Source organism: Kitasatospora albolonga (assembly GCF_039535905.1).
Classification (GTDB): domain Bacteria; phylum Actinomycetota; class Actinomycetes; order Streptomycetales; family Streptomycetaceae; genus Kitasatospora; species Kitasatospora albolonga.
This window is the reverse complement of record NZ_BAAAYB010000062.1, coordinates 212,426-237,634: the sequence shown is the minus strand read 5'-3', so window position 1 is coordinate 237,634 and position 25,209 is coordinate 212,426. Positions and strand designations below refer to the sequence as shown.

19 protein-coding genes and 4 pseudogenes are annotated in these 25,209 nt (G+C 71.4%); 16 read left to right on the top strand and 7 right to left on the bottom strand.

Annotated elements, in window-relative coordinates; all coding sequences use genetic code 11:
* Window positions 1-1,789: RHS repeat-associated core domain-containing protein (locus ABD946_RS15700; RefSeq protein WP_345281918.1), on the top strand; the 1,789-nt coding region annotated here is incomplete at its 5' end.
* 81 nt (window positions 1,790-1,870) lie between these two features.
* Window positions 1,871-2,473 (top strand): hypothetical protein, encoded by a 603-nt coding sequence (locus tag ABD946_RS15695; protein ID WP_345281920.1) that lies wholly within the window; start codon window positions 1,871-1,873, stop codon window positions 2,471-2,473.
* 224 nt (window positions 2,474-2,697) lie between these two features.
* Here the strand turns inward: ABD946_RS15695 and ABD946_RS15690 are convergent, their stop codons facing one another.
* Genes ABD946_RS15690 through ABD946_RS15680 form a run of 3 tightly spaced genes read right to left on the bottom strand, consistent with a single transcriptional unit; the run spans window position 2,698 to window position 5,860 of the window.
* Window positions 2,698-3,954 carry a tyrosine-type recombinase/integrase gene (locus tag ABD946_RS15690; RefSeq protein ID WP_345281921.1) on the bottom strand — a complete coding sequence of 419 codons (1,257 nt, stop codon included), beginning with the start codon at window positions 3,952-3,954 and terminating at the stop codon, window positions 2,698-2,700.
* Window positions 3,954-4,142: a helix-turn-helix domain-containing protein gene (locus ABD946_RS15685; RefSeq protein ID WP_345281923.1), complete on the bottom strand. Its 189-nt coding sequence runs from the start codon at window positions 4,140-4,142 to the stop codon at window positions 3,954-3,956. Before ABD946_RS15685 ends, ABD946_RS15690 begins: the two co-directional genes overlap by 1 nt.
* Window positions 4,139-5,860 carry a replication initiator gene (locus tag ABD946_RS15680; protein ID WP_345281925.1) on the bottom strand — a complete coding sequence of 574 codons (1,722 nt, stop codon included), beginning with the start codon at window positions 5,858-5,860 and terminating at the stop codon, window positions 4,139-4,141. The genes ABD946_RS15685 and ABD946_RS15680 overlap by 4 nt, the downstream gene beginning before the upstream one ends.
* Window positions 5,861-6,212: 352 nt before the next feature.
* Between ABD946_RS15680 and ABD946_RS15675 the strand changes: the two genes are divergently transcribed.
* Both ABD946_RS15675 and ABD946_RS15670 read left to right on the top strand, forming a co-directional pair.
* Complete coding sequence (locus ABD946_RS15675; protein ID WP_345281927.1) at window positions 6,213-6,593, top strand: winged helix-turn-helix domain-containing protein; 381 nt, start codon at window positions 6,213-6,215, stop codon at window positions 6,591-6,593.
* A gap of 717 nt (window positions 6,594-7,310) precedes the next feature.
* Window positions 7,311-7,622 (top strand): polymorphic toxin type 28 domain-containing protein, encoded by a 312-nt coding sequence (locus ABD946_RS15670; protein WP_345281929.1) that lies wholly within the window; start codon window positions 7,311-7,313, stop codon window positions 7,620-7,622.
* Window positions 7,623-8,308: 686 nt separating this feature from the next.
* On the opposite strand, the pseudogene ABD946_RS15665 reads toward ABD946_RS15670, so the two are convergent.
* A pseudogene (locus ABD946_RS15665) lies at window positions 8,309-9,656 on the bottom strand (tyrosine-type recombinase/integrase).
* 913 nt (window positions 9,657-10,569) lie between these two features.
* Here ABD946_RS15665 and ABD946_RS15660 point away from each other — a divergent pair.
* The 8 genes and pseudogenes from ABD946_RS15660 (at window position 10,570) to ABD946_RS15625 (ending at window position 15,553) form a co-directional block, all read left to right on the top strand.
* Window positions 10,570-11,797: pseudogene (locus tag ABD946_RS15660) on the top strand (diacylglycerol/lipid kinase family protein).
* A 138-nt stretch (window positions 11,798-11,935) separates the two neighbouring features.
* Window positions 11,936-12,535, top strand: a complete 600-nt coding sequence (locus ABD946_RS15655) for a phosphatase PAP2 family protein (RefSeq protein ID WP_345281931.1) — start codon at window positions 11,936-11,938, stop codon at window positions 12,533-12,535.
* 330 nt (window positions 12,536-12,865) lie between these two features.
* A pseudogene (locus ABD946_RS15650) lies at window positions 12,866-13,315 on the top strand (carboxyl transferase domain-containing protein); the annotation flags it as partial.
* Between the two features lie 98 nt (window positions 13,316-13,413).
* Window positions 13,414-13,866 (top strand): Clp protease/crotonase-like domain-containing protein, encoded by a 453-nt coding sequence (locus tag ABD946_RS15645; RefSeq protein ID WP_345283954.1) that lies wholly within the window; start codon window positions 13,414-13,416, stop codon window positions 13,864-13,866.
* Window positions 13,818-13,994, top strand: a pseudogene (locus tag ABD946_RS15640) (carboxyl transferase domain-containing protein); the annotation flags it as partial. The gene ABD946_RS15645 and the pseudogene ABD946_RS15640, both read left to right, overlap by 49 nt.
* A gap of 77 nt (window positions 13,995-14,071) precedes the next feature.
* Window positions 14,072-14,386: a hypothetical protein gene (locus ABD946_RS15635; protein ID WP_345283984.1), complete on the top strand. Its 315-nt coding sequence runs from the start codon at window positions 14,072-14,074 to the stop codon at window positions 14,384-14,386.
* Between the two features lie 238 nt (window positions 14,387-14,624).
* Window positions 14,625-15,419 carry a hypothetical protein gene (locus ABD946_RS15630; protein WP_345283952.1) on the top strand — a complete coding sequence of 265 codons (795 nt, stop codon included), beginning with the start codon at window positions 14,625-14,627 and terminating at the stop codon, window positions 15,417-15,419.
* On the top strand, window positions 15,401-15,553 hold the full coding sequence (locus ABD946_RS15625) for a hypothetical protein (RefSeq protein ID WP_345283950.1): 153 nt from the start codon (window positions 15,401-15,403) through the stop codon (window positions 15,551-15,553). Before ABD946_RS15630 ends, ABD946_RS15625 begins: the two co-directional genes overlap by 19 nt.
* Before the next feature lie 597 nt (window positions 15,554-16,150).
* Here the strand turns inward: ABD946_RS15625 and ABD946_RS15620 are convergent.
* Window positions 16,151-17,455 (bottom strand): D-alanyl-D-alanine carboxypeptidase family protein, encoded by a 1,305-nt coding sequence (locus ABD946_RS15620; protein WP_345283948.1) that lies wholly within the window; start codon window positions 17,453-17,455, stop codon window positions 16,151-16,153.
* Window positions 17,456-17,732: 277 nt separating this feature from the next.
* Here ABD946_RS15620 and ABD946_RS15615 point away from each other — a divergent pair, with 277 nt between their 5' ends.
* The 3 genes from ABD946_RS15615 (at window position 17,733) to ABD946_RS15605 (ending at window position 19,879) form a co-directional block, all read left to right on the top strand.
* Window positions 17,733-18,473, top strand: a complete 741-nt coding sequence (locus tag ABD946_RS15615; RefSeq protein ID WP_345281942.1) for a GOLPH3/VPS74 family protein — start codon at window positions 17,733-17,735, stop codon at window positions 18,471-18,473.
* A 339-nt stretch (window positions 18,474-18,812) separates the two neighbouring features.
* Window positions 18,813-19,670, top strand: a complete 858-nt coding sequence (locus tag ABD946_RS15610; RefSeq protein WP_345281944.1) for a helix-turn-helix domain-containing protein — start codon at window positions 18,813-18,815, stop codon at window positions 19,668-19,670.
* Window positions 19,667-19,879: a DUF397 domain-containing protein gene (locus tag ABD946_RS15605; RefSeq protein ID WP_345281945.1), complete on the top strand. Its 213-nt coding sequence runs from the start codon at window positions 19,667-19,669 to the stop codon at window positions 19,877-19,879. The genes ABD946_RS15610 and ABD946_RS15605 overlap by 4 nt, the downstream gene beginning before the upstream one ends.
* Window positions 19,880-19,918: 39 nt before the next feature.
* Here the strand turns inward: ABD946_RS15605 and ABD946_RS15600 are convergent, their stop codons facing one another.
* Entirely contained in the window at window positions 19,919-21,010 is a 1,092-nt protein-coding gene (locus tag ABD946_RS15600; protein ID WP_345281946.1) for an ADP-ribosylglycohydrolase family protein, read from the bottom strand.
* A 182-nt stretch (window positions 21,011-21,192) separates the two neighbouring features.
* Here ABD946_RS15600 and ABD946_RS15595 point away from each other — a divergent pair, with 182 nt between their 5' ends.
* Window positions 21,193-22,299 carry a tyrosine-protein phosphatase gene (locus ABD946_RS15595; RefSeq protein ID WP_345281949.1) on the top strand — a complete coding sequence of 369 codons (1,107 nt, stop codon included), beginning with the start codon at window positions 21,193-21,195 and terminating at the stop codon, window positions 22,297-22,299.
* 167 nt (window positions 22,300-22,466) lie between these two features.
* On the opposite strand, the gene ABD946_RS15590 is transcribed toward ABD946_RS15595, so the two are convergent.
* A complete protein-coding gene (locus tag ABD946_RS15590) occupies window positions 22,467-25,046 on the bottom strand; it encodes a bifunctional FO biosynthesis protein CofGH (protein WP_345283946.1) in 2,580 nt (859 codons plus the stop codon).
* Window positions 25,047-25,209 lie beyond the last annotated feature (163 nt).

The following is a 25,209-nucleotide window of genomic DNA, read 5'->3' as shown; positions in this document are numbered from 1 at the left end:
CTACGACGCCGACGGCAGTCTGATCGAACGATCCACCCCGACCCAGAACACCATCGTCCTGGGCTCAAACAACGACGACCTGGTCTACGACAAGAATGCCAAGACCCTCACCGGCACCCGCTACTACAGCATGCCCGGCGGCCTGAGCGCGGTCCGCACCGCCAACTCACTCAACTACCGCGTCTCCGACCACCACGGCACCGAAACCCTCGCCCTCGACGCCACTAGCCTGTCGGAGACCCGCAACCCCGTCGACCCGTTCGGCAACCCGCGCACCACCAACACCGCAACCAACGGCCTCGCCGGCACCAAGGGCTTCGTCGGCGGTACCAAAGACACCACCACCGGCCTCACCAACCTCGGCGCCCGCCAATACCAACCCACCACCGGACGCTTCCTCAGCCCCGACCCCATCATCGACCCGGCCGACCCACAGCAGTGGAACCCCTACGCCTACAGCAACAACAACCCCGTCAACTACAGCGACGCCAACGGGTTGAAGCTGCAGTGCGGCGGCGGCGACTCGCCAAGCTGCCCGACAGACAACAAGGCCGGTGGGCAGGGAGCCGGTGACCTTGACTCGGCCTACACCACCGACCACCTGACAGGCATCGACGCAGACCAAGCAGAAGCCGCAGGCATCATGCCGGTCTACCCCGGCGTATACGTCCCGGCCAACTGGGACAAGCGCGACCAGTTCGCGAACGCCTACATCCACCGGATCGCACGCGACTGCAAGCCCTACTGCGGACGCTCCGAAGAAGCCGACCTCCAATCGGCCACCGCACTGTACATGGCCACGTGCAGCGACATCGGAGGATGCCCCAACGAAGTGGGCACCCTGAAGGCGGCACTGTTGTCCTCGGTCGTTGCCGGACTGTCGATGCCAGGCGGCCGGTCCATCGCGGGTATCTCGAAGGCGATCAAGGATCGAGCCCAACGGTCAGTCAAGAAGATGATCGAGGCACGAAGGCAGAGGCTGGCCACCTCGTGCGACGGCGACAACTCCTTCCCCGCCGGCACCAAGGTCCTCCTCGCCGACGGAACCACCAGGGACATCAACGAGGTCCGCGTCGGCGATACGGTTGTCGCGACTGACCCGCTTACCGACGAGACCAGGCCCGAAGAAATCTTGGCCGTCATCGTCACCCCGGACGATAAAGACTTCACCGACCTCACGATCCAGACAAGCGCCGGGGTCGAACACCTCACCTCTACTCAGAAACATCCCTTCTGGAACGAAACTACTCAGCAGTGGACGGACGCCGCAAAACTCCGCACAGGCAACCATCTACGCATGCCAGACGGCACCCCGGCGACGATCACCAGCGTTCGCAGCTACACCAGCCTCAGCGTTGCCTACAACCTCACCGTTGCCGACCTCCACACGTACTATGTGCTGGCTGGAAATACGCCAGTGCTGGTTCATAATGCAGGTGGCCCCTGGTGCGACACGACAAAGCCCATTGTCGGCGCGATGCCCGACGCCAATCAGACATCGCTCTACGCGATCATGTCTAAGGATGGGCTTTCGGTTGAGAAGTGGGGTATCACCGGCGATCCGATTTCGCGGTACAGCATGAAGCAGTATGGCGCATTTGGTGACGGGTCATACATGCAGATCATTAGGAATTATGACAGTAGGGCTGATGCTCTTGCGAACGAGCGGTACTTGACCAAGAGGTGGCCGGGCCCCTGGAATGACGAACCGCATGCGGGTACTGTGACGCCGACGGGGGGTCTGGTTGATGTACTCAACCAGATCCGAGCTGGACGAGTCCTCGGGTAAGGAATCTAGCTGCCGCCTGCGGCTCGGCCTCAGTTGGGCCGCAGGCGGCTATGGGAACTCCAAGTGATAGGAATTCGAGGCGTGATCGATTCGCCTTTGCGCTCGGCAATCATTGACCTCCTTGATGAGGTTCTTACCCCCATCATGTGGGCCGAGCTTGACGCCCTCCTGGCGGCTAGGTACTCGCTGTCCATCTCGGAGGACCAGTTCTCGGCAATCTTGACTGCTGAGCGACAGTGCGGCGCTGGCAGGGGTGCCGACGAACTGCTCCTTCTGCCCGGCCTTCGGGTTCCCGATGCAGTAGGAGATACGCGATACATGACCCGGTCGGATTGGGCGGTCAAAATGCGTCTGACTGGCGAGGCGCTGGAACCCTCTCGGTCTCTACTTATGATTCGTTGGATGTGTGATCAGCTTGTGGTGGCCAAGCAGGCCGGAAGCGATACGTGGCCAGCCCTCGAAAGGGAGATTTACCGGGCAGCAGAGGTGATCCCCGAAGAGGTCATCGAAGAATATAAGGATGAGATGGCGATCGAAGAGACGAGCGGGTCGATGATCGAGGTTATCCGAAATTCGGCCGAAGACCTCGCGTCTGAGTCCAGGCGAAATTTTCGAGATCTGACGGATCGCTTCGCCGGGAAGTTCTCAAGGCTCTCTCCGGGCGAGCTTGCATTCGGACTCTAGAGCCATCTCTGGGCGATTCGAGATTTACCCTGTGGCGCTAACCTAATCCTGGCCGCCACGCTTGCTTTCGAGTGGAAACAACTTGGGAGAAAGGGCTATTTTCTGCCGTCTCGGAAGGGACTGTGGCGGCCGGTACAGGATTCAGGTAGAGGTATTGAAAAGGACGCGAGATCCCCCGCATCAGCGGGGGCTCTCGACGTTTGACGGCAACGCTGACGGCAACGTCAGCGGACGGGTGCTGCACTTGGCGGGTCGTCAGGGGTCTCGGATGCTCGGAGCGCGCTGCCGAGGGTATCGATGGCCTGGCGCTGGAGGCGGAGCCGGACGTGGGCGTACACCGAGGCGGTGACGCCGATGTGGGCGTGGCCGAGCAGCTCCTTGATCACCACGAGCTCGACGCCCTGTTCGAGGAGCAGGGTCGCGGCGGTGTGCCTGAGATCGTGAAACCGGATGCGGCGGAGCCTGGCCGCCCGGCACAGCGCGGTGAAGTGTCGCGTCAGGGTGGACGGGTCGGTGGGTGAGCCGTCGGGAGCGGCGAAGACGAAGTCGCTGCTCTTCCAAGCGTCACCAGCCCCCCAGCGCTCTCGGTCCTGGCGTTCGCGGTGATGCTTGAGCGAGTGGACGCACTCGGTGGGGAGGGCGATCCGGCGTTCGGAGCTGACGGTCTTGGTGGGCAGGGTGGTCAGGCCTCCGGTGGGGGTGCGCTGGAGGGTTCGGCGGATGCTGGCAGTGCCGTTGTCGAGGTCGAGGTCTTCCCAGCGCAGGCCGAGGAGCTCGCCCTTGCGCAGGCCGGTGCGAAGTGCGAGGTCGAACAGGGCCCGCAGCCGGTGCCCTTCGACGGAGGCGAGGAACCGGCGGGCCTCGGCGACGGTGAGTGGCTCGAAGCGGCGGGGCCGGGGTGTTCCGGTCTTGATGTTGCGGGCGACATTGCGCGGGAGCTCGTCTTCGCGGACGGCGTGCTCCAGTGCGGACTTGAGGACGGAGTGCACGTAGGTGACGGTGAGCGGGGACAGGCGCTTGCCGCAGCACTGGCCGACCGCGCAGCATCGCTGTTGCTTGTCGAGGCCGCGGGAGCAGCACTGGCAGGTGGTGCGGAGCCGGTCGAGCCAGGTGCGGATGTCCTTGGCGGTGAGGTGGGCGACCTTCTTTCGGCCGAGGCCGGGTATGACGTAGAGCCGGGTGCAGGTGCGGTAGCGGGTGTGGGTGTTCTCTCGGAGGCGGTGGATGGCGACGCTGTCGAGCCAATAGGTGAGGTAGGCGGCCACGGTGCTGTCGGCTGCGGCGACAGGTCGGCCCTGGTTGCTGGCGGCGATGCGCTCGGTGAGTTTGACGGCGGCTTCCTTGCGGGTGGTGCCGTATACACGGACGCGTTTGCGGCTGCCGTCGGTGGCGAGCACGTAGCCGGCGGCTTCCCAGCGCCCGTCGCGGCGCTGGTAGATGGTGCCTTCGCCGTTGGCGCGGCTCTTACGGGGTGTGGTCATCAGGCGGCTTCCTGTTCGAGTCGGGTGGTGATGAGGTGGTCGAGCGCGTGGGCGGGGATGCGGCGGGCGCGGCCGAGGGTGAGGGAGGGGAGTTGCCGGGTCCGGATGAGGTCGTAGACGGCGGAGCGGCTGATCTTGAGCCGGGCCGTGACCTCGGGCACGGTGAGGAGCTCAGCGCCGGCGGTCATGCGGTCACCCCCGTCTGGGAGGCGCGGGTCGGCCGGTGACCTGGGCGACCGGGTCGGTGACCGGCGTGGTGGTCGGGGTCATGCGGTCGGCGTCCGTCGGGCCGGGTGGGCGGCCGGGCTTCCAGGAGGTCGGCGAGGTGGGCGAGTTCGGGCAGGAGACCGGTCCCGGCGTACTGCCAGTGCGAGACGACCAGGGTCGTGTCCGCGCTCCCGCGCTGACCGGCGTCGTCGTGGTGACCGGCACAGCGACCGGCGGTCAGGTCACCGTGGTCAGCGCGGTCACCGCCCCGGTCAGTGACCGGCTGTCGGCCGGTGGACACGTTGCTGCCGACGGTCGTCTGCTCGGTGTGCGGGCCGACCGGTGCCGGAGCGGCGGCGTCGGGTTGGCGGGTTCGCCAGGCGGTGCGTTCGGCTCGGAGGTGCGTGAGGGTGGTGGAGTAGTGGCGGGTGCGGGTGGAGAAGTAGCCTCGGAAGCCGAGCATGTGGGCCCATTGCCGCAGGCGGAGGTGGGCGTGCTCGGGACGGGTGCCGAGATGCCAGGCGGTGTGGATCATGCGGCGGGCGTGGTCGGTGATGTCGAACTGGGCGAGCTCGGCGAGGAGGCGGAGGCGGCGGTCGAGGGTCCCGGTAGTGGTCTCGGCACCCTTGGTGGCGTACTTGGCGATGTACGCTGCCACGTGCCGGTCGGTCACTGGACTATCACCGGTGAAGTCGCTGCTGCGGATCGGGCGGACGTCGATCTGCCGCCCGAACCGGAACACCAACTGCCGTTCCCGATCGGCCTCGCGGGAGCAGGGCGCGTCCCCGGCGGGCTGCTGCGGCTGGCCTTCGTGGTGGACGCGGGTGCGCCTGGCGGCGGCGTGGACGGCGTGGTTGAGGAGCTCGGTGGTGGCCCAGGTGGGCGGTTCGCTTGTGGGGCCGGTGGGTCCATCGAGGCGGATGACGGCGTGGAAGTGGACCTGGCCGCGCTTTTGGTACTCGGCGACCTTGGCGTAGGACAGGGTGGCGTGGTGCCGCAGGGTGCGCTGGGTGAGTCCGGCGGCCTTGGCGATCTCGCGGCGCAGGTGGGTGGTGAAGCGCGCCCACAGGGCGGGGGCGTGCGCGTTCCACAGCACCGCACCCGCGTAGTCGTAACGCGCGGGGTCGAGCGGGGTACCGAGCAACGGGTCGTCGTCGACGTGCCGGACGCCGCAGTGGCAGCGGCTGGTGTCGGGCTGGTTGTGGACGGGGCCGAAGCCGGGCGCGGTGAGGGTGGCGAAGACGCGCGGGTGCGCGGCGACGCCGGCCGGGACGGTCTTGCCGCCGCGCAGTCCGGCTGCGATGAGCTGGTAGGTGTCGTAGCGGTAGACGGTCGAGCAGGCCGGGCAGCGGGTCGCGCGGCGGTTGCCGCAGCGGACCAGCAGCTCGCCCGCCGGGAGGTGTCGTGCGTCGAGGTGGTCGAGGACCTGGCCCGTCGCGGTGTCGACACGGGTGCGGTGCCCGGTCAGGCGGATCGGACGGGCGCAGCCACCGAGCCCGCCGACCTGGCGGGCCAGGGGTGAGAGGTATCCGGCGGCGGCGAGCTTGGCCAGCCTGGCGGTCAGCCGCGCCCGGCGTTCCAGCGCCGAGTCCCTGTTCGCGGACGTGTCGGCCCTCTCGACGCGCGTCGATGCGGCGAACGCCGCGCTGGCGGGAGTGGAGGTGGTTGCGGGGGTGGGGAGTTGGAGCTGCGCGGGCATGGGGACAGACCTCCGGCAGGAGTCGGGAGAAGAGGAGAGGCGATTGAGGGGCGACCCGGGTGATCGGCGCACGTGGGCACGGTGCGTGTGACGGCGGGCGCGGATGGTGGGCCGGGGACGTCTGGCCTGGTCGGCGGTGGTGTTCACCAGCGGTGCGTGAAGGTAGCATCGCTTCAAGCGCGCATTCAAGTGCATCCCTCCTCATCTATTTCGGTGGCCGGTGGCGACGCGAGTACTGTGGCCCCGGTCTTCCGTTTTGGACGGGCCGGATTTCAGTGGTAGAGGCGCAGAGAGAGCGGGGTGACCTGCGGTGACGGTGGGGCGGCGGGGACGTAGACCGGCGGGCGGCACGGTGCTGCTGACGTTCGAGGTCATCGCCGAGGCCCTGCGGGAACGGATCCGCTCCGGCGGGCTGAAGCCCGGGGACGCGTTGCCGACGCAGGCCGTTTTGATGGCGGAGTACGGGGCCTCCAGCCTGTCCGTGCAGAAGGCCATGACCTTGCTGAAGCAGGACGGCTACGCGATCTCCCGCCCCGGCAAGGGAGCCTTCGTCGCCCGCCCCGACGCCGACGGTGACTCAGGTGACGGGGAGGCCGGGCCCACGCCCGTCGGCGGGACGGCGGCGCGCGTTGAGGCGCTGGAGCTGGCACTGGCCGAGACGCTTGATCAGCTCACCGCCTTGCGTGCCCGCGTCGAAGCCCTGGAAGCGGGCGGCACCGAGCGAGGCCGCTGACCCGTCGGCCGCTGGACGGCAGGGGCTGGAGCTGTGCGTCCAGATTTTCTCTACGAGGTTCAAGGCGGTGCCCCGCCCGTCTGAGCTGGCCGAACGCCGCCGACCGACCCGTTGTCGGGTGTCCAGCCGACGCCCGCATGGAGTGCCGGCGGAGCGAGCACGCCGACGTCCGGAACACTGCCCGGCCGGGAGCCCGCAGGGAGCAAGTTGTGGGGTAAGCGCTGCTTACCCCGAGCCCGGCCAGCCGGAGCAAGTTGTGGGCTATGGACTCCTTGCCCGCGACGCGGAGCAAGTTGTCGCCCACGACCGTCCTACGGCCGGTCGTTCGAGATGGCCGGCCAGGGGTCCGACCATCAAGGCCCGTCGCCGAGCTGGCTATCGGCGGGTGACTGGCGTTCGCCCCCGGCGGGGAGCGAAGCTCCCGGAGCCTCGCCGCCGACCAACCCCTTCCCGTCCCGGTCCTCGCGCTGCGAGACTGGCCGACGCAGGAGCCCGGCCCCGAGCCTGCCCGAGGCCACCCTCGGCGGCCGAGAGCCCCCGATCCGCCAGATTGGTCTAGACCCTTGACGGCAGCGGTGACGGCAACAACCACGAACAACCTCGGCCGAACCCGCACCCCAGCGGAGCCGCCGAACACCGGTTGACCTGCGAAAACGCAGGTAGAGAGGGGTCGCGTAGCACACGCACTATGTACTCGCTGGTACCACGCCAGTGCTTGTGCACAATTCGAGCTGCGGCATTCCGACAAAGACGGACAGGATTGCCGAGCATCTCACTTTCAGGGATCTGGATGCCGCTAAGCGCGAACTCGGCGGTGAGGTTGTTGCGCGAAAGGCTGATGGAACTCCGTGGGACCATGTTGGCGAGGTTCGATATGCTCAGACGGGCCTCCTGAATCGCATGCATCAGATCAAGGTGAAGATGTCAAAGGTGGGGGTTGATGATCCGAGCTTCCCGTCGCTCCAGGACGAACTCAGCCAGGCCAGCAAGTTGCTCGACTACTCAGAGAAATATGTCCCGAGGCACTGATGACAGAATTTAGAGACATGCTCGATAGGGCTAAATCCGGGACGCTGAGCGCTCGAGAACTCGGCGTTGCCGTGCAGGCAATTTCTGAGGGTCGGACAAGTCAGGGGGACCTGTATACGGCGTTGCACGTGGTTGGGCTGGCGAGCTCCCCTGCCCAAGCGGAGGCCGTCAGGCAGTATCTCCTCATGCCCGCGGACCCAATGCTGTCGCGCCTCGCTTTGCAGATTCTTGGCGACTACTGGGGGCTGTCGTCTGAGCTTCTTCCCGAGCTTCGTGGGTTCCTGACTGGAGTCGATTGGGATGTTGATGGCGATGTTCGAGATATTGCCATTTCCATCACAGGCCGGCACCTTCGAAAGGTGGGTGGACCGGCCGACTTGGCGAAAAAATTGATGAGTATCGCCGACGACGATAGTGAGTTCGGTCTTGTGCGAGAGGCCGCATTGCGGGCCCTGGCTGTCGGACTCGGGGATTCGCTTATCGAAACGTCGTCTCCAGCCGTCCGAGTGCGCGTTGGATCTGCACAGGCTGTCGACGTCCTAGCCCGTGCGAGAAAAAGCTATGCCCGGCATTAGATGGCATCAGGGAATATAATTCCGTGATTTGAGCGGAAGGAAGCCCCGCCAAGACCGTGGAGGTCTTGGCGGGGCTTCTTGCCGTCTTGACGGCAGTAGTTGACGGCAACGTCAACGGACGGGGATTGTACAAAGCGGCGGTTCGTCACCATCGTCGGGCCCGGCGGCGGGCTTGGTGGGGTCGCGGAGGGCGTTGCCGAGGAGATCGATGGCGTTACGCTGGAGGCGTAGACGGACGTGGGCGTACACCGTCGCGGTCACCCCGATGTGGGCATGACCCAACAGTTCCTTGATGACGACGAGTTCGACGCCCTGTTCCAGGAGGAGGGTCGCCGCCGAGTGGCGGAGGTCGTGGAACCGGATGCGTCGGAGCCTGGCCCGGCGGAGCAGGGCGGTGAAGTGCCGGGTGAGGGTGGCTCCCTCGATCGGGGCTCCGTCGGGCCGGGTGAAGACGTAGCCGCTGTTCTTCCAGCCCGCGCCCACCGCTTCGCGTTCCTGGCGCTGCTGGTCGCGATGCCGGTCGAGGGAACGCAGACACGGTGTGGGCAGCGCGATGCGCCGCTCGGAGCTCTGGGTCTTGGTCGGCAGGGCGGTCAGGCCGCCGGAGTTGGTGCGTTGGAGGGTGCGGCGGATGCTGGCGGTGCCGCCGGCCAGGTCGAGGTCTTCCCAGCGCAGGCCGAGGAGTTCGCCCTTGCGGAGCCCGGTGCGAAGCGCGAGCTCGAACAACGCGTGCAGCCGATGGCCGTGGGTGGCGGCCAGGAACACGCGCGCCTCCTCCGTGGTGAGGGGTTCGAAGCGGCGGGGCCGGGGGGTGCCCATGCGGACGTTGCGGGCGACGTTGCGCGGGATCTCCTCCTCACGGACGGCGTGCTCCAAGGCGGACTTGAGCACGGAGTGCATGTAGGCCAGCGTCAGCGGGGAGAGGCGCTTGTGGCAGCACTTCCCGACGGCGCAGCACAGCGGCTGGTCGCGGGTGGTGTCGAGGCCGCGTGCGCAGCACTGGCAGGTGGTGCGGAGTTGGTCGAGCCAGGTGCGGACGTCCTTGGCGGTGAGCTTGGCGAGCTTCTTCCGTCCCAGGCCGGGGATGAGGTAGAGGCGGGTGCAGGCGGTGTAGCGGGTGTGGGTGTTCTCGCGGAGCCGGTGGACGGCGACGGTCTCCAGCCAGTAGGTGAGGAACGCTGCGACGCTGCCCTGTGCGGAGGGGGCGGGGGACGCCGCGGTTGCTGGTGGCGATCTTCTCGGTGAGCTTGGCCAGGGCGTCCTTGCGGGTGCTGCCGTAGACGCGGACGCGCTTGCGAGTGTCGCGGGGGGCGAGGACGTAGCCGTGGGCTTCCCAACGGCCGTCCTTGCGCTGGTAGACGGTGCCGTCCCCGTTGGCGCGGCTGCGGCGGGAGGCGGGGGTGTCGCTGGGGGGGTAGACATCAGGCGACTTCCCGTTCGAGTCAGGTGCGGATGAAATCTGGCCGCCCGGACGAACCACTGAGTAATCGGGCAGAACCTCACCACGAACCGGCCACGTGCCCTCTCCTCCCAAGCCCGACGGCAGCAGAGGGGAGTACGCCGCCACATGGGATGATTCCGTTATTCCGCGCAGCAACAACGCCCAACTACCGTCTGCCTACGTGGCATCGGGGTTGTGGCCGAACGCCGATCTCCTCGACGCGCACCGGCGAGCGCGCACTACGGGCAGGCCCTCGCCCGCAACCTCGAACAGGCAATGCGGAACCGGACTCTCAGTGTCCGACGACCCGGGGAACTCTCGGGCGTCTCCCACACGACGGTCAGCCGCCTCCTCCGCAGCTTGGTGCTGTGCGATATCGGCACCCTCGCCACACTCGAAACAGCCCTGCACACCGACCTGTGGCCGGGAGTCGCCGCGCTGCCCTCAGCCTCCGCCGCAAGCACGAAACGCTCCCATGGAGCCAGCTAGCATCATCGTCCCTGCACTCGGGGGAAGGCCCCTGTGAGCTGCATAGAGGTCAGTTCCGTTCCCGGAACGAACGCGCTCCGTTCCGAAGCACCCGAGAACGCCCCTCCGGGCCTGCGCATTCACCAATGTCCACAAGCCGCCAATGAGGCGGGGCCGGTCCCGGGGGACGTGGCGTGGTCGGCGGCGGGCCGACCGCTGACAGACTAGCGGATCGTGCCGGTGGGCGGGGCTGGGCGGGGCTGTGGGGGCTGGGCCGTGGGGGGTGCTGCGGCACGGCGGGGTGGGAGCCTGGCGACCGACCGGGCCCGGGTGCGGGAGGATGCGAGGACTGACGGTGCGTGAGGGGGCGGGCGTGGCGGGTGTGGAGGGTGCGGTGCGGGTGCAGCGGTTGGCGCAGGTCGCGGTGGGGTGTGCCGGGGCCGCGGTGGTGGTGCTGGTGCTGATGGTGGGCTGGCGCGGGCTGGGGGTGGTGCTGGCCGGGGCGATCGGGCTGGGGGTGGCGGCGGCCGGGGCCTGGTGGGCGGTGGCGCACCGGGGGGCGGCCCGGGTGGCCGGGGCGGTGCTGGCGGTGGCGGCGCCGGTCTGGGTGCTGGGTTTCCTGGTGCAGAGCGGGCTGGGGTTGGAGGCGGTGCTGACGGTCTCGCTCTGGGCGGGCGGGATGGCCGCCGCGACCGAGGCGCTGCGGCTGGACAAGCGGGCGCGGCGGGCCGCGCAGGTGCCGTCGGCGCCGCGGGCACTGAAGCCCGTGTTGATCATGAACCCGAAGTCCGGCGGCGGGAAGGTGGAGAAGTTCGACCTGGTGCGGAGGGCGGAGGCGCTCGGGGGCCAGGGTGCTGCTGCTGGACGGACAGGACGTCTCCGCGCTGGCCCGGCGGGCGGTGGCCGAGGGGGCGGACCTGCTCGGGGTCGCGGGCGGGGACGGGACGCAGGCGCTGGTGGCGGAGGTGGCGGCCGAGCACGACCTGCCGTTCCTGGTCATCTCGGCCGGCACCCGCAACCACTTCGCGATGGACCTCGGCCTGGACCGCAACGACCCGTCCACCTGTCTGGACGCACTGACCGACGGCGTGGAGCTGACGGTCGATCTGGGGACGGTCGCGGACCGCCCGTTCGTGAACACGGTCTCCTTCGGCGCCTATGCCGAGATCGTGCAGAGCCCGGACTACCGCGACAACAAGACGGTGACCGCGCTCGGCGCGCTGCCCGACCTGCTGGCCAACAAGATCGGCGCCCGGCTCACCGCCGAGGCCGACGGCACCCGGCTGACGGACCCCCAGGCCCTGCTGGTGAGCAACAACCCCTACGAGACCGGCGACCTGCTCGGCGCGGGCAGCCGCCCCCGGCTGGACACCGGCCGGCTGGGGGTGCTCTGCCTGAAGGTGGAGGGTGCGGCGCAGGCGGTCGAGCTGGCGCTGCGCGGGGAACAGGCGCAGGGGCTCACGGTGCTGACGTCCCGTGAGGTGACGGTCCGGGCGGAGGCCGGGACGGACACCATCCCGGTGGCGGTGGACGGCGAGGCCCTGACGCTGCCGACGCCGGTGCGCTGCACCGTCCGCGCGGGGGCGCTGCGGGTCCGGGTGCCGCGGGACCGGCCGGGCGCGGAGCCGGTGGCGCCGCTGCGCGACTGGCGGCGGGTCTGGCAGCTGGCCTCGGGCGAGGCGGCGTCCTGATGGCGGGGCGCGGGCACGGGCACGGGCGTGGAGCACGGGCTCCGGGGCGGCCCGGAGACGGGCCCGAACGGGTGCCGGTGCGAGGGCCGGAGCTGATGGTGCGTGAGGATGGCGGGGAGACGAGGGAGGTGACGGTCGATGCGTAGCCCGACGACCGGTAGGTGGTGGCCGCTGTCGCAAGCGGTGGTGCTGGACCTGGCGGCGCTGGACCGCTCGGTGTACGGCGCGGTGGCGGCGACGCCGACGCCCGCGCTGGACGGGGTGATGCGGCGGCTGTCGGCGGCGGCCGACCACTCGAAGCTGTCGTTCGCGGTGGCCGGGCTGCTGGCACTGCGCGGCGGTTCGGCGCGGCGGGCGGCGGTGCTCGGGGTGGCGGCGATCGGGCTGGCCTCGGCCACCGCGAACCTGCTGGGCAAGAACCTGGTGCGGCGCGAACGGCCGGACCGGGCAGGGGCGCTGGTGCCCGAGGCCCGGCACGTCCCGATGCCGTCCTCGGCCTCCTTCCCCTCCGGACACTCCGCCTCGGCCTTCGCCTTCGCGGTGGCGGTCGGCGCCGAACTGCCCTCGGCGGCCGTCCCGCTCGCCCTGCTGGCGGCCACCGTCGCATACTCGCGGGTCCACACCGGGGTCCACTACCCGGGCGACGTGGTGGCCGGCTCCCTGCTGGGCGTCGCCGCGGCCACGACGGTCCGCCTGGCGGGCACGGGCACCTTCGGCCCGTCACCCCGGACCAGCTGACACCCCCGTCGACGGCGGAGGCGGACGGCCCTGAGGCACGGCCACAGCGCCGCCGGCAACTCCGGACCACCGGGGTTGCCGGGCCACCGGCGGCCCACAGGCCGAGCGGACCGAGCGGACCGAGCAGCCGCACGGGCCGAACCAACCCCTCCGCCCCGCCGAAGACGCCCGGCGACCCCACACCGCCCCCGCCGGAGGCGAGTGAGCACCACCCCACGGAGACGGCGAGCTCACCCCACGACGGGACGAGGCGGGCATCCCCCAGCGCCCCGCCCACCCCCGCCGGAGGCGAGTGAGCACCGCCACAGGCTGACGTCCTGCCGCCCGGGAATGGTGCGGTCAGGACCGGACCGGGAGGACGAGTTGACGGCGGAGCGGATGATCGGGCTGCTGGCGGATGCCGGGAGCTTCGAGTGCTGGGACGAACCGGTGCGGCCGCCGGAGGCGGATCCGGCGTACCGGGAGGCGCTGGAGCGCGCCCGGGAGCGGACCGGGATGGACGAGGCCGTGACGACCGGCGTGGCACGGGTGGCGGGGCGTCAGGTGGCTCTGGTGGTGTCGGAGTTCGGCTTCCTGGGCGGTTCGATCGGGGTGGCCACCGCCGAGCGGATCACCCGGGCGGTGGAGCGGGCCACGGCCGCGCGGCTGCCGCTGCTGGCGCTGCCGGTCTCGGGCGGGACCAGGATGCAGGAGGGCACCGCCGCGTTCCTCTGCATGGTGCGGATCACCGCCGCCGTCCAGGCCCACCGGGCGGCCGGTCTGCCCTACCTGACGTACCTGCGCAGCCCGACCATGGGCGGGGTGTTCGCCTCCTGGGGCACCCTCGGCCATCTGGTGCTGGCCGAGCCGGGGGCCGGCTGGGCTTCCTCGGGCCGCGGGTGTACCGGGAGCTGCGCGGGGTGGAGCTCCCGGAGGAGGTGCAGCGGGCCGAGACCCTGGTGGCGCACGGTCTGGTCGACGGCGTCGTCCCGCCGGAGCGGCTGGCGCGGACGGTGGCCCGGGCCCTCGCGGTGCTCGCCGACCCGCCCGGACCGGCCGGGCTGCCCGACCCGGAACGGCCGGCGGAGCCGGTGGACGCCTGGGAGGCCGTGCTCCGCAGCCGCGCCCCGGACCGCCCGGGGACGGAGGCCGTGCTCGCGGCCGCCGACCTCGGCCTGCTGGAGCTGGCCGCGCCGGACTCCGCGCTGGTCCGGGCGCTGGCCCGGTTCGGCGGGCAGCCGGCCGTGGTCGTGGGGCAACGGGCGGGCGCCGAGCGGCCGTTCACCGCGCCGATCTGCGCAGCGTGCGCCGGACCGCCCGGCTGGCCGAGCAGCTGGGCCTGCCGCTGGTGACGCTGGTGGACACCTCGGGGGCCGAACTCTCCGTGCAGGCCGAGCTGGACGGCCTGGCGCTGGAGATCGCCCGGACCCTGGAGACGCTGGTCGCACTGCGCACACCCGTCCTGGCGGTGCTGCTCGGCCAGGGTTCGGGCGGCGGGGCCCTGGCCCTGCTGCCGGCCGACACCGTGCTGGCGGCGGCCAGCGGCTGGCTGGCCCCGTGCCGCCGGAGGGCGCCTCGGCGATCGTGCACCGGGACGGCGGGCACGCCGCGGAGCTGGCCCGCGCCCAGGGCATCGGGGCGGCCGACCTGGTCGCGGCGGGCCTGGTGGACCGGGTACTGCCGGAGGGCGACGACGAGGGCCCCGGCCCCGGCTTCGCCAACCGGGTCGCCCACGCCATCGGTACGGGCCTCGCCGACCTGACGGCCCGTCCGGACGAGGAGCGGCTGGCGGCCCGCGCCGCCCGCCACCGACGGCTCGGCGGCAGCGCCCTGAACCCACCCCGACCGTCCCGTGGCACACCCGCCGGGTGACGGCCCGTCCGGACGCGCGCACCGGCCGTCGCCCACGCTGCCGTCCACCCGCCCCGTCCACCCGCCCCGGCCCCGCGACCCGACGCCCCGAAGGCTCGACCGCCCCGCCACACCCTCGGGTGACGGAACGTCAGGCCCCGGTCGCGGCCCGCCCTCGCCGGGTGAGGATGGCCGTGGGGGACGGCCCCGAGCCAGTGGGAGTGGGAGGTACGGGTGACCGGTTCGCTGCCCAGCGCGGGTGAGGGAGCCCTCACCGCAGCAACCCCACCGCAGCAGCCCTCACCCTCCGCGGCCGGGCCGGTCGGCCCGGTTCAAGGCCCGGCTGGCCGTGCTGGCCACCACCGCCAAGGGACTGCCGGACCGGGTGCCGATCGTCGGCCGGGCCGTCGGCCAGCTGATCCGGGTCAACCTGCTGGACAAACGCCACCCGGCTGGCCGCCCAGGCCTCCTCAGTGCGCTGCCCGCGCTCTTCGTGGTGGCGGTCTTCGCCCCCGCCTCGGTCCGGGACGGCGTGGTCGGCTCGCTCCGGGACCAGCTGGGCCTCCAGGGCGAGGCGCAGCAGCAGGTGCGGCAGCTGCTCTCGGCCGGCAACGACGACGTGACCCAGAGCTTCGGGGTGATCGGCGCGCTGGTCACCCTGCTCTCGGCCACCGCGCTGAGCCGGGCCATGCAGCGGGTCTGCGAGCGCTGCTGGGACCTGCCCAAGTCGGGGGTTCGGCTGGCCGCCTGGCGCTGGCTGGCCTGGTGGCGGCCTTCCTGGCCTTCCTGGTCTTCCAGTCGCCGGTCCGGAGGGCTTCGGGGCCGGGGCCTGGCTGGGACTGCCGCTCTACCTGGTGCTGGCCACCGTCCTCTGGTGGTGGACCCAGCACCTGCTGCTGGGCAACCGGGTGCGCTGGTACCCGCTGCTGCCCGGGGCGCTGCTCTGCGGGGTGGCCTGCCTCGGCCTGGGCCTGGCCGCCAAGGTCTACCTGCCCCGGGCGGTGACCCAGAGCGTGGACGGTTCGGCCGTACGGCGTGGTGTTCACGTCCCTGAGCTGGTTGATCGTGCTGTTCACCGCCATCACCCTCGCCATCTCGCTCGGCCGGGTGATCGCCGAGGAGCCCGCCCTGGAGCGCCTGCTCGGAACACCGGACGAGCCCGGCCGCTGGGGCGGCCGGGCTCGCTGAGGGGGTACGGAAGGAGCGTCAGAGCAGGCGCAGCAGCCGGGACGCGATCGACGGCGGCGCAGGTCCGACTGGAGCGTGACGGGCACCTCGACCCGGTCCTCGCCCTCGCCGGCCGCGATGGTGCCGACCTGGGTGCCGGCCTTGGCGGAGTGGCCGAGGCCCTCGGTCCGCATGGTGAGCTCGGCCTTCACGCCGGACCAGCGGCCACCGTCAGGTCCTTGGCGGCGACCACCGGGACGGTGCCGCCGAGGCGTCGTCCACGCGGCCGACCACCTCGCCCTGCTTGGCCAGGGTCTGGCCGGTGAGGCCGTTCTGCGCGCTGGTGATGATCTTCTGACTGGCCGTCTGGGCGGCCTTCAGCAGGTTGTCGGTGGCCGGTCGCGGGCTGGCCCAGGGTGACGCCGAGGATCAGCCGCTTGGTGCCGCCGATGTCCTTGTGGCGGCCCACATCAGGCAGGAGCCGGCGGGGTGCTGGAGCCGGTCTTGACGCCGATCACGCCGTTGCGGGCGGAGAGCAGCCGTTGGTGTTGTAGATCCGCTGGTTGTTGAAGGTCATGTCCGGGGTGGCGACCACCTGGCGGAACACGTCGTCGTCCATCACCTCGCGGGCCAGCTTGAGCTGGTCCTTCGCGGTGCTCTTGGTGTTGTTGTCGTAGCGGCCGGGTCGGCGTAGGTGGTGTTGGTCATGCCGAGCGCCTTGGCCTCGGCGTTCATCTTCTCCACGAACGCGGCCTCGGAGCCGGAGTCCCAGCGGGCCAGCAGGCGGGCCACGTTGTTGGCCGAGGGCAGCATCAGCAGTTCGAGCGCCTCGTACTCGGTCAGCTTCTGACCCTCGGTCAGCTGGGCGCGGGACTCGTCGGTGTTGGCCGACTCGGCCGCGGCCTGCTTGTCCACCGTGATGACCGGGCCGGGCTCGCCCTTCTTCAGCGGGTGGGCCTTGAGGATCAGGTGGGCGTTCATCACCTTGGTGACGCTGGCGATCGGCGCGGGGGTCTCCGGGCCGGAGCTGCCCAGGCTGCCGACCCCGACCACCTCGGCGGCGGCCTGGCCCTTGGCGGGCCACGGCACCGTCAGCTGGTCGCCGGAGAAGGTGTAGGAGCCGGCCAGCGAGAGCTTGGTCCTCGGGTCCGGCAGCGGGCGCAGCAGCTGGGCCACCACCACCGCGCCGATCACCACGGCCAGGAAGACCGTCCAGATGGTGATCCGCTTGACCGCCCTTCGGAACGGCGAGAACGGACGGGCGGAGAGCGCGGCCAGCACCTCCATCGCCTCGGAGGTGGTCTCCGGCACCGGAGCGGGCTCCGGCTCGACCACCGGGGGCGCGCTCGGCTCGGGGACGGTCCAGGCCTGCACCGGCGGCTTCACCGGGGCGGGCTTCTCGAACTTCTCGGCCACCGCGGGCGGCGCGACAGGCGTGGCCGACGGCTCGACGGGTACGGCCGGCGACGCGACGGGTACGGCGGCCGGCTCGGCGGGCGCGACCGGCTCGGCGGATTCCCGCACGTCAGCGGCCTCCACCTGCTCCGCAGGCTCCGCCTCCCCCACGGCGGCGGCCACGGGATTCTTCGCCACCGGCTCGGCGACGGCCTCGGCAGCGGGCTCCTCCGCGGGCTCCTCCGCGGTCGGCTCGGCAGCCGGCTCGGCGGCCTCCCCGGTGCCCTTGTCGGCAGCCTTCGCGGCGGCCGGTTCGACCCGCTCCGCAGGCTCCGCGGGCTCGGTGTCCTCGTCCGGCACCCGCAGGTGCGTGGTCGCGTTGTCCACCGGCAGTCTCAGCATGGTGGTCCGACTGTCCACATCACGGACCCTCAGCTGGACGGTGGAGCCGTTCGGAGCCGCCTCGGCGGCCGCCTCCCCCTCCACCGTTTCCCCGTCGCGCCGCACCTTGTCGGGGGACTCGCCCACGTAACCCATCCTCCTCGTCCGCCGGACCGGCCGGGGCAGATTTCCGCCCGCCGGTTAGCTCTCCAGTCTCCGCTACCGGGACCGTAACGACCGTCACACCCCGCCCGACCGGCCGTTATTCGCTCGGACCGGCCCGTCCGGGGGCATTCCCTGCCTCAGACGCCGGCCCCGGCGGGCCCGGTTCCCGCCCCCACCGCCAGGTCACAATTCGGAGGCGTACTCGACAAGCCGCTGTGAGAGGCGTCACTCTGTCATTCATCCACGCGGGGAGGCTTGGATGGGCAAGAGCCGCAGAACTATTCCCGAGGAACTCCTGTTGCTCGCCCTGGACCCGACCACGGGTACCACGGCGCAGCCGCAGACCCTCGACCTCGGACTCGCCGGGGCACAGCTCGTCGAGCTGTCCCTGGCCGGAAGGATCGTCCCTGACGGGGACCGGATCGCCGTGGTGATGGCACGGCCGACCGGTGATCCGACCTTGGACCACGCACTGGAACTGCTGCGCCGTCGTGGCAGTGCGGTGCGGGCTGCACACTGGATCGGCGGGCCCCGGCTGGGGCTACGGCAGACCTACCTGGCGCACCTGGAGCGGTGCGGCATGGTGACTGCCGTGCCGGGCCAGGTGTGCGGCGTGCTGCCGACGACGCGGTACCAGGCGTCGGACGACTGCACCAACGCCGCCATCAAGCAGCGGCTGGACACCGCGATCCGGACCGGGGTCCCACCGGACCCCAGGACGGCCGCGCTGGCCGCGCTGGCGCACGCCGTCGGCCTGGGCAAGCACCTCTACCCGGGCAACGAGGGCCGGTCGTCGCGGTCACGGCTGCGCGACCTGATCCGGTACGACCCGCTCGGCGGCATGGTCGCCCACGCGGTGATGGACGTTCAGAACGGCCTGCCGGGGCAGGCCCGGGGTGCGGCTCCGGCCCGTCCCGCGGTCACCGGCCATCCCGTGCCGAGCCGTCCGACCGCGGGCGGCAACGGCCGGGGCCTGGCGGGCCGGGCGGTGGCGCGCTGACCCCAGCGCGCGGCCGGCCGGGTGCGGCACCGCGGCACCACCTCGCACGAGCTCTCGGGGCGGCCGCTCCAGACAGTTGGTCAACTGTCTGGAGCGGCCGCCCCGTTGGCGTCTCCGGAGCCGGATCGCCATTACCGTACGGGTGACCGTGGACGCAAGGGCCACGATCCCGTTTGAGTGCTTTTACGATGGTCTGTTCTTGTGAGCGGAGGTCATTCCCCCACGCCAGGGCGGGTCGAGATGACATGCTGCTCCACGTCAGGGGGGTTGGTACCAATTTCCACACTCTTCCGAGGCGCACCTCATCCGGGTGCGCCAGAGGTACGGCCGGAGGTCGACGTGTCCGCCAACATCAATCCGACGGTCCGGCGCCGCCGACTGGGCGCCGAACTGCGGCGCCTGCGCGAGCAGAAGGGCATGACGGCCGAGGAGGTGGCCGGCCGCCTGATGGTCTCCCAGTCGAAGATCAGCCGCCTGGAGAACGGCCGCCGCTCGATCAGCCAGCGCGACGTCCGCGACCTGTGCGACGTCTACGAGGTCACCGACGAGCGGATCCGGGCGGGGCTGATGGAGATGGCCAGGGAGTCGCGCCAGCGCGGCTGGTGGCACGAGTTCGGGGACATCCCGTACTCGGTCTACATCGGCCTGGAGGCCGAGGCCAGTTCGATCCGCGCCTACGAGTCCTCCTTCGTCCCGGGGCTGTTGCAGACCCGGGAGTACGCGGCGGCCGTCGTCGAGGGCACCCAGCCGGACACCGACGCCGGAGCGGTGCAGCGGCGCGTCGAGGTGCGGATGAAGCGGCAGAGCCGGATAAACGGTGAGAACCCGCTGGGCAGCCTCTGGGTCGTGGTGGACGAGGCGGTGCTGGCCCGCGAGGTCGGCAGCCCGATGGTGATGGCCGATCAGCTGCACCAGCTGATCGAACTGAGCGAGCGTCCGAACATCAACCTTCAGGTCATCCCGTTCCGCCACGGGGCCCATCCCGGCATGACCGGGACATTCTCCCTGATGGAGTTCCCGGAGTCGGCGGATTCGACGGTCGTCTACTTCGAAGGAGTGACGGCCGACCTCTACCTGGAGAAGGACGCCGACGTCCGCCGCTATACCAATCTGTACGACCACCTGCGGGCCGCAGCGCTCAGCGTGGCGGAGAGCCGCACACTGATCAGATCCTATGCAGAGGGGTTCAAGAGATGAGCACCACGTCCACGCAAGGCAGTCTCACCTGGCGCAAGAGCAGCCACAGCGGCGGCAACGGGGCCTGCGTCGAGATCGCCGTGCCGAACGGCTCCACCATCGCCGTCCGGGACTCCAAGGACCCCGAGGGCCCGCAGCTGCACTTCTCGAACGCGGCCTGGGCCGCCTTCGCCACCGCCACCGCGGCCGGCGACTTCGGCCGGATCTGACCCGCCCTCAGCAGCGCCCCCGACGGACGCGGTGCCCGGTCAGACCGGGTACCGCTCCGTCCAGGCACGGCCCCGCAGTTCGCCGCCGTGCAGCAGCTCCAGCACGAAGTCGTCGGCCAGCTCCAGCAGCGTCCCCCGGCCCTCCAACTCGGCCACCAGCTCCGGCGGCAGCGCCGTCTCCCCGTGCACCACGCCCAGCAGGCCGCCGCAGAGCGCCCCGGTCGAGTCGCTGTCCCCCGAGTGGTTGACCGCGAGCAGCAGGCCGGACTTCACGTCGTGCGCCACCAGCGCGCAGTAGACCCCGATCGACAGGGCCTCCTCGGCCGCCCAGCCCTCCCCCAGCTCCTCGACCCGCGCCGCCCCCGGCTCCCCGGCCCGGACGGCGTCCAGCGCCCGGCGCAGCGCCGCCGTCGTCTCCTCGTGCCCCGGGTGGTCGGAGAGCGTGGCCAGCGCCTGGTGCACCCCCTCCTCCAGCGTCCCGCCCCGGGCGGCCGCGTGCACGATCACCGCGAAGGCGCCCGCCGACAGGTAGGCCGCCGGATGACCGTGCGTCAGCACCGAGCACTCCACCGCCAACTGGAACACCAGCGCCGGGTCCCAGGCCGTCAGCAGGCCGAACGGAGCCGACCGGACCACCGCCCCGCTCCCCCGGGCGTCCGGGTTGCGCGGCTCGCCCAGGCTGCCCGGCACGGCGGCCTCCGGCCCCGAGAGCGCGGCCAGCGCGGCCGGCTCCGGCGAGCGCTGCGCGTACAGCCACTCCTGCCGCCCCAGCCAGCCGAGGTCCGCCCGGCGCTCGTCCGGGCCCCAGTCGTGTTGGGTCGCGGCCCAGCGCAGGTACGCCCGGTGAACGTCGGTCGGCGGGTGCCAACTGCCGCCGTCCCGCTGGGCGTGCGCCCGTATCAGGCCCTCCACCGTGAACAGGGTCAGCTGGGTGTCGTCGGTGACGGTCCCCGGGCGGCCGTACGCGGCCACGTAGCCCGTCACTCCGTCAGGTCCGTGGGCCGCCAGGATCTTCTCCAGCGAATCGCCCTCGATCCCGGCCCCGAGCGCGTCTCCGATCGCACCGCCGAGCAGGCAGCCGCGGACCCGGCTGCGGAAGTCCTGCTGCTGGGCACGGGACCACAAGGCCATCACGGGTACGGCACCTCTTCTCGACACGCCGCGCACCGCCCCCCGGAGCGCGCCCTCGCACTGTATTCGAATACCTCACCACGGGGCGCCGCGGTCCGGAACACCAGCCCTTCAACAGACTGTTGCCACCGCGCCATCCGCGGGCCACCGGGCCACATCCCGGGCTTCCTACCGTCCGCTCCATGACCACCACCCGCACCCGGTTCGCCGTCGCCGTCGCCCTGACCGGCGCCCTCACCCTCGGCACCACCGCGCTGGCCACCTCCCCCGCCCTGGCCGACTCCGCCGGCCACCACGCCCAGCAGTCCGCGCACCGCATCCCGTTCACCGCCGCCACCGTCACCCAGCGGGCCGACGGCACCTTCACCCTGACCTGGGCCGCCCCCACCGCCCGCAGGGTCACCGTCTACGCGGGCACCGACCGCGACGCGATCCGCCACCGCACCGCCGTCGCCCGCGGCGCCGGCTCGGCCACCGTGACCGTCTCCGGCCTGGCCGCCGCCGACCGCTGGTACTTCGAGCTCGTCCCGGACCGCGGCGAGTCCCTGACCGTCGCCGACCGCTCCCTGCACCTCGCCTCCGCCCCCAACTTCCGCGACGCGGGCGGCTACCGCACCGCCGACGGCCGCTGGGTGAAGATGGGCGAGGTCTACCGCTCGGACGACCTCTCCAAGCTCACCGACGCCGACCTGGCCAAGCTCCAGCGCCTGGGCATCCGTCAGGTCTTCGACCTGCGCACCCCGGCCGAGCAGAAGGCCGCCCCCGACCGCGTCCCGGCCGGCGCCACCGTCACCTCCGCCAACGTGCTCGGCGTCGAGGACACCGGCGCCTTCAACGTCACCTCCCCGCAGGCCGCGGTGCAGGCGATGATCGACGCCGAGAAGGTCATGGTCTCGGCGGCCAGCGCCAAGTCCGCCTACCGCGGCGTCCTGCGGGCCGCGGACGACCGCGGCGCGGTGCTCTTCCACTGCACCGCCGGCAAGGACCGCACCGGCTGGGCGGGCGCCTCCCTGCTCACCGCGCTCGGCGTCCCGAAGGCCACCGTCGAGGCGGACTACCTGGCCAGCAACGACTACCGCGCCGCCGCCAACGCCGCGGTCCTCTCCCACCTCCCGGCGTCGTACCAGGCGATCTACAAGCCGCTCCTCGACGTCCGCCCCGAGTACCTCAACTCCGGCTACGACGAGGTCACCGCCAAGTACGGCACCTTCGACCGCTACCTCAAGAACGGCCTCGGCCTCGACCGCACCGAGCTCCGCCACCTCCAGGACCGGCTCCTCGTCGGCTGAGGCTTCGGCCCGGGGCCGGAGGCCCCAGGGGCGCGGGGAACTGCGCGCAGGGGAACGGCAGCACCTGCAACTGGCTGACGGAGCTTCAGTTGCCGGTGGGCCGCCTCCCGACCCGCGCAGTTCCTCGCGCCCCTGGGTCGCTGCATGGACCCGCGCCCGCGAAAGTACTAGCCGACGACCGGAAGCAGCGCCGGCAGGTGCCCGTCCGAGGCCAGGGCGGCCGCCCGCCGTTCGGGCGGGACCTCGCCGTAGGTGGTGGTGCGCTGCCGGTGCGGACGCCCGGCCGCCTCGGCGATCGCCTCCAGCTGACGGACCGACATGTAGCTCCCGTACGAGGACCCGGCCATCCGCGAGATGGTCTCCTCCATCAGGGTGCCGCCCAGGTCGTTGGCCCCGGAGCGCAGCATCTCCGCCGCCCCCTCCGCCCCGAGCTTGACCCAGCTGGTCTGCACGTTGCGGATGTGCGGGTGCAGCAGCAGCCGCGCCATCGCCATCACCGCCCGGTTGTCCCGCGCCGTCGGCCCGGGCCGCGCGATCCCCGCCAGGTACACGGGGGCGTTGGTGTGCACGAACGGCAGCGTCACGAACTCCGTGAACCCGCCCGTCCGTTGCTGGATCTCCGCCAGCAGCCGCAGGTGCGCCAGCCAGTGCGAGGGGTTGTCCACGTGCCCGTACATCATCGTGGAGGACGAGGGGATCCCCAGCTCGTGGGCCGTGCTCACCACCTCGACCCAGGTCGCGGCGGGCAGCTTCCCCTTGGTCAGCACCCACCGGACCTCGTCGTCGAGGATCTCCGCCGCCGTCCCCGGGATGGAGTCCAGCCCGGCCTCCTTGGCGGCCGCCAGCCACTCCCGGATCGAGAGCCCGGTCCTGGTCGCCCCGTTGACGACCTCCATCGGGGAGAAGGCGTGCACGTGGATGCCGGGCACCCGGGCCTTCACCGCCCGGGCGATGTCGAAGTACGCGGTGCCCGGGAGGTCGGGGTGGATCCCGCCCTGCATGCAGACCTCCGTCGCCCCCACCTCCCACGCCTGCTGGGCCCGGTCGGCGACCTGCTCCAGTGACAGGGTGTAGGCGTCGGCGTCGGTGCGCCGCTGGGCGAAGGCGCAGAACCGGCAGCCGGTGTAGCAGACGTTGGTGAAGTTGATGTTCCGGGTGACGCAGTAGGTGACCTCGTCGCCCACCGCGTCCCGCCGGACCGCGTCGGCGATCGAGCAGAGCGCGTCCAGTGCCGGGCCGTCCGCCTGGAAGAGCGCCAGCGCCTGGGCGTCGGTCAGCTTCTCGGGGTCGTCGGCCGCCTGCGCCAGTGCCGCCCGCAGGTCACCCGGCAGCCGCTCGGGGGCGGTCAACCCGGCGGCCTGCTCGCGCAGTTCGGCCCAGTCGCCGTAGACCTCCTCGAAGTCCCCGCGCCGGTCCCCGGTCCGCCCGGCCCCGTCGATCTCGCGGTGCAGCTCGGTGCGCCCGCGTGCGGTGAGCGGCTCGTCCGGCTCCTGCCAGGGCAGTCCGACCGGCAGTGCGTCCTCCCGGGCCAGGCCGGTCTCCGGGTCGGCCAGCGCCCGCACGTGCGGCAGGACCCGGGGGTCGATCCACGGCTCGCCGCGCAGCAGGTACTCCGGGTACACCGTCAGCCGCTCGCGCAGCGCGAAGCCCTCGGCCGCGGTGCGGGCGGCCAGCTCCTCGATGTGCGGCCAGGGCCGCTCCGGGTTGACGTGATCGGGCGTCAGGGGCGAGACGCCGCCCCAGTCGTCGATGCCCGCGCCGATGATCAGCGGGTACTCCTCGTCCACCAGGTTCGGCGGCGCCTGGATCCGCGCACCCGGGCCGAGCACCAGCCGGGCCACCGCGATGCAGGCGGCCAGCTCCTCCAGCTCGGCGTCGGGCATGGCCCGCATCGCGGTGTCGGGCTTGGCCCGGAAGTTCTGCACGATGACTTCCTGGAGGCCCTGGTAGCGCCGGGCGGTGCGGCGGATCGCGAACAGCGCGTCGGCCCGCTCCTCGTGGGTCTCGCCGATGCCGATCAGCACGCCGGTGGTGAACGGCACGGCGCTGCGGCCCGCGTCCTCCAGCACCCGCAGCCGGACGGCCGGCTCCTTGTCGGGAGAGCCGTGGTGCGGGCCGCCGGGCTCGGACCAGAGCCGGGTGGCGGTGGTCTCCAGCATCATGCCCATCGAGGGGGCCACCGGCTTGAGCCGCTGGAAGTCGGTCCAGGACAGCACCCCGGGGTTGAGGTGCGGCAGCAGCCCGGTCTCCTCCAGCACCCGCACGGCCATCGCCCGCACGTAGGCCAGGGTGTCGTCGTAGCCGTGCGCGTCCAGCCACTCGCGGGCCTCGGGCCAGCGGTCCTCGGGGCGGTCCCCGAGGGTGAAGAGCGCCTCCTTGCAGCCGAGCGCGGCGCCCTGCCGGGCGGTCTCCAGCACCTCGTCGGGCGACAGGTAGAGGCCGTGGCCGTCCTTGCGGAGCTTGCCGGGCACGGTGACGAAGGTGCAGTAGTGGCAGCGGTCCCGGCAGAGCCGGGTGAGCGGGATGAAGACCTTCTTCGAGTAGGTGATCACCCCGGGGCGGCCGGCCGCCAGCAGCCCCTGGTCGCGGACCCGGGCGGCGCTCGCGCACAGGTCGCGCAGGTCCTCGCCGCGGGCGTGGAGCAGCACGGCCGCCTCGGTGACGTCCAGCGCCACCCCGTCCCGTGCCCGGCGCAGGGCGCGGCGCATCGAACTGCTGGTGGGGCGGGGGTCGGTAGCGTCGTCCATGGGGCGACGATACCCAGAGCCGGAGGCGGTGTTCGTCCTTCGGCGGTAGCCGACCCTGAGACGTGCTCAGGGTCACGTGCACCGCTGGGAGTAGGCGGATCCGGCCCTCTGGAGCGATACCGGACGGGGGTCCCGTGGGTTCCAATGGAGGGGAAGCACGGCA

Bases quoted from the DNA above. Each gene is read 5' to 3' on its own strand.
- ABD946_RS15690 (WP_345281921.1), bottom strand. From the start codon at position 3,954: ATGACCACACCCCGTAAGAGCCGCGCCAACGGCGAAGGCACCATCTAC.
- ABD946_RS15685 (WP_345281923.1), bottom strand. From the start codon at position 4,142: ATGACCGCCGGCGCTGAGCTCCTCACCGTGCCCGAGGTCACGGCCCGG.
- ABD946_RS15680 (WP_345281925.1), bottom strand. From the start codon at position 5,860: ATGCCCGCGCAGCTCCAACTCCCCACCCCCGCAACCACCTCCACTCCC.
- ABD946_RS15655 (WP_345281931.1), top strand. From the start codon at position 11,936: ATGCGTAGCCCGACGACCGGTAGGTGGTGGCCGCTGTCGCAAGCGGTG.
- ABD946_RS15615 (WP_345281942.1), top strand. From the start codon at position 17,733: ATGGGCAAGAGCCGCAGAACTATTCCCGAGGAACTCCTGTTGCTCGCC.
- ABD946_RS15605 (WP_345281945.1), top strand. From the start codon at position 19,667: ATGAGCACCACGTCCACGCAAGGCAGTCTCACCTGGCGCAAGAGCAGC.
- ABD946_RS15600 (WP_345281946.1), bottom strand. From the start codon at position 21,010: ATGGCCTTGTGGTCCCGTGCCCAGCAGCAGGACTTCCGCAGCCGGGTC.
- ABD946_RS15595 (WP_345281949.1), top strand. From the start codon at position 21,193: ATGACCACCACCCGCACCCGGTTCGCCGTCGCCGTCGCCCTGACCGGC.
- ABD946_RS15590 (WP_345283946.1), bottom strand. From the start codon at position 25,046: ATGGACGACGCTACCGACCCCCGCCCCACCAGCAGTTCGATGCGCCGC.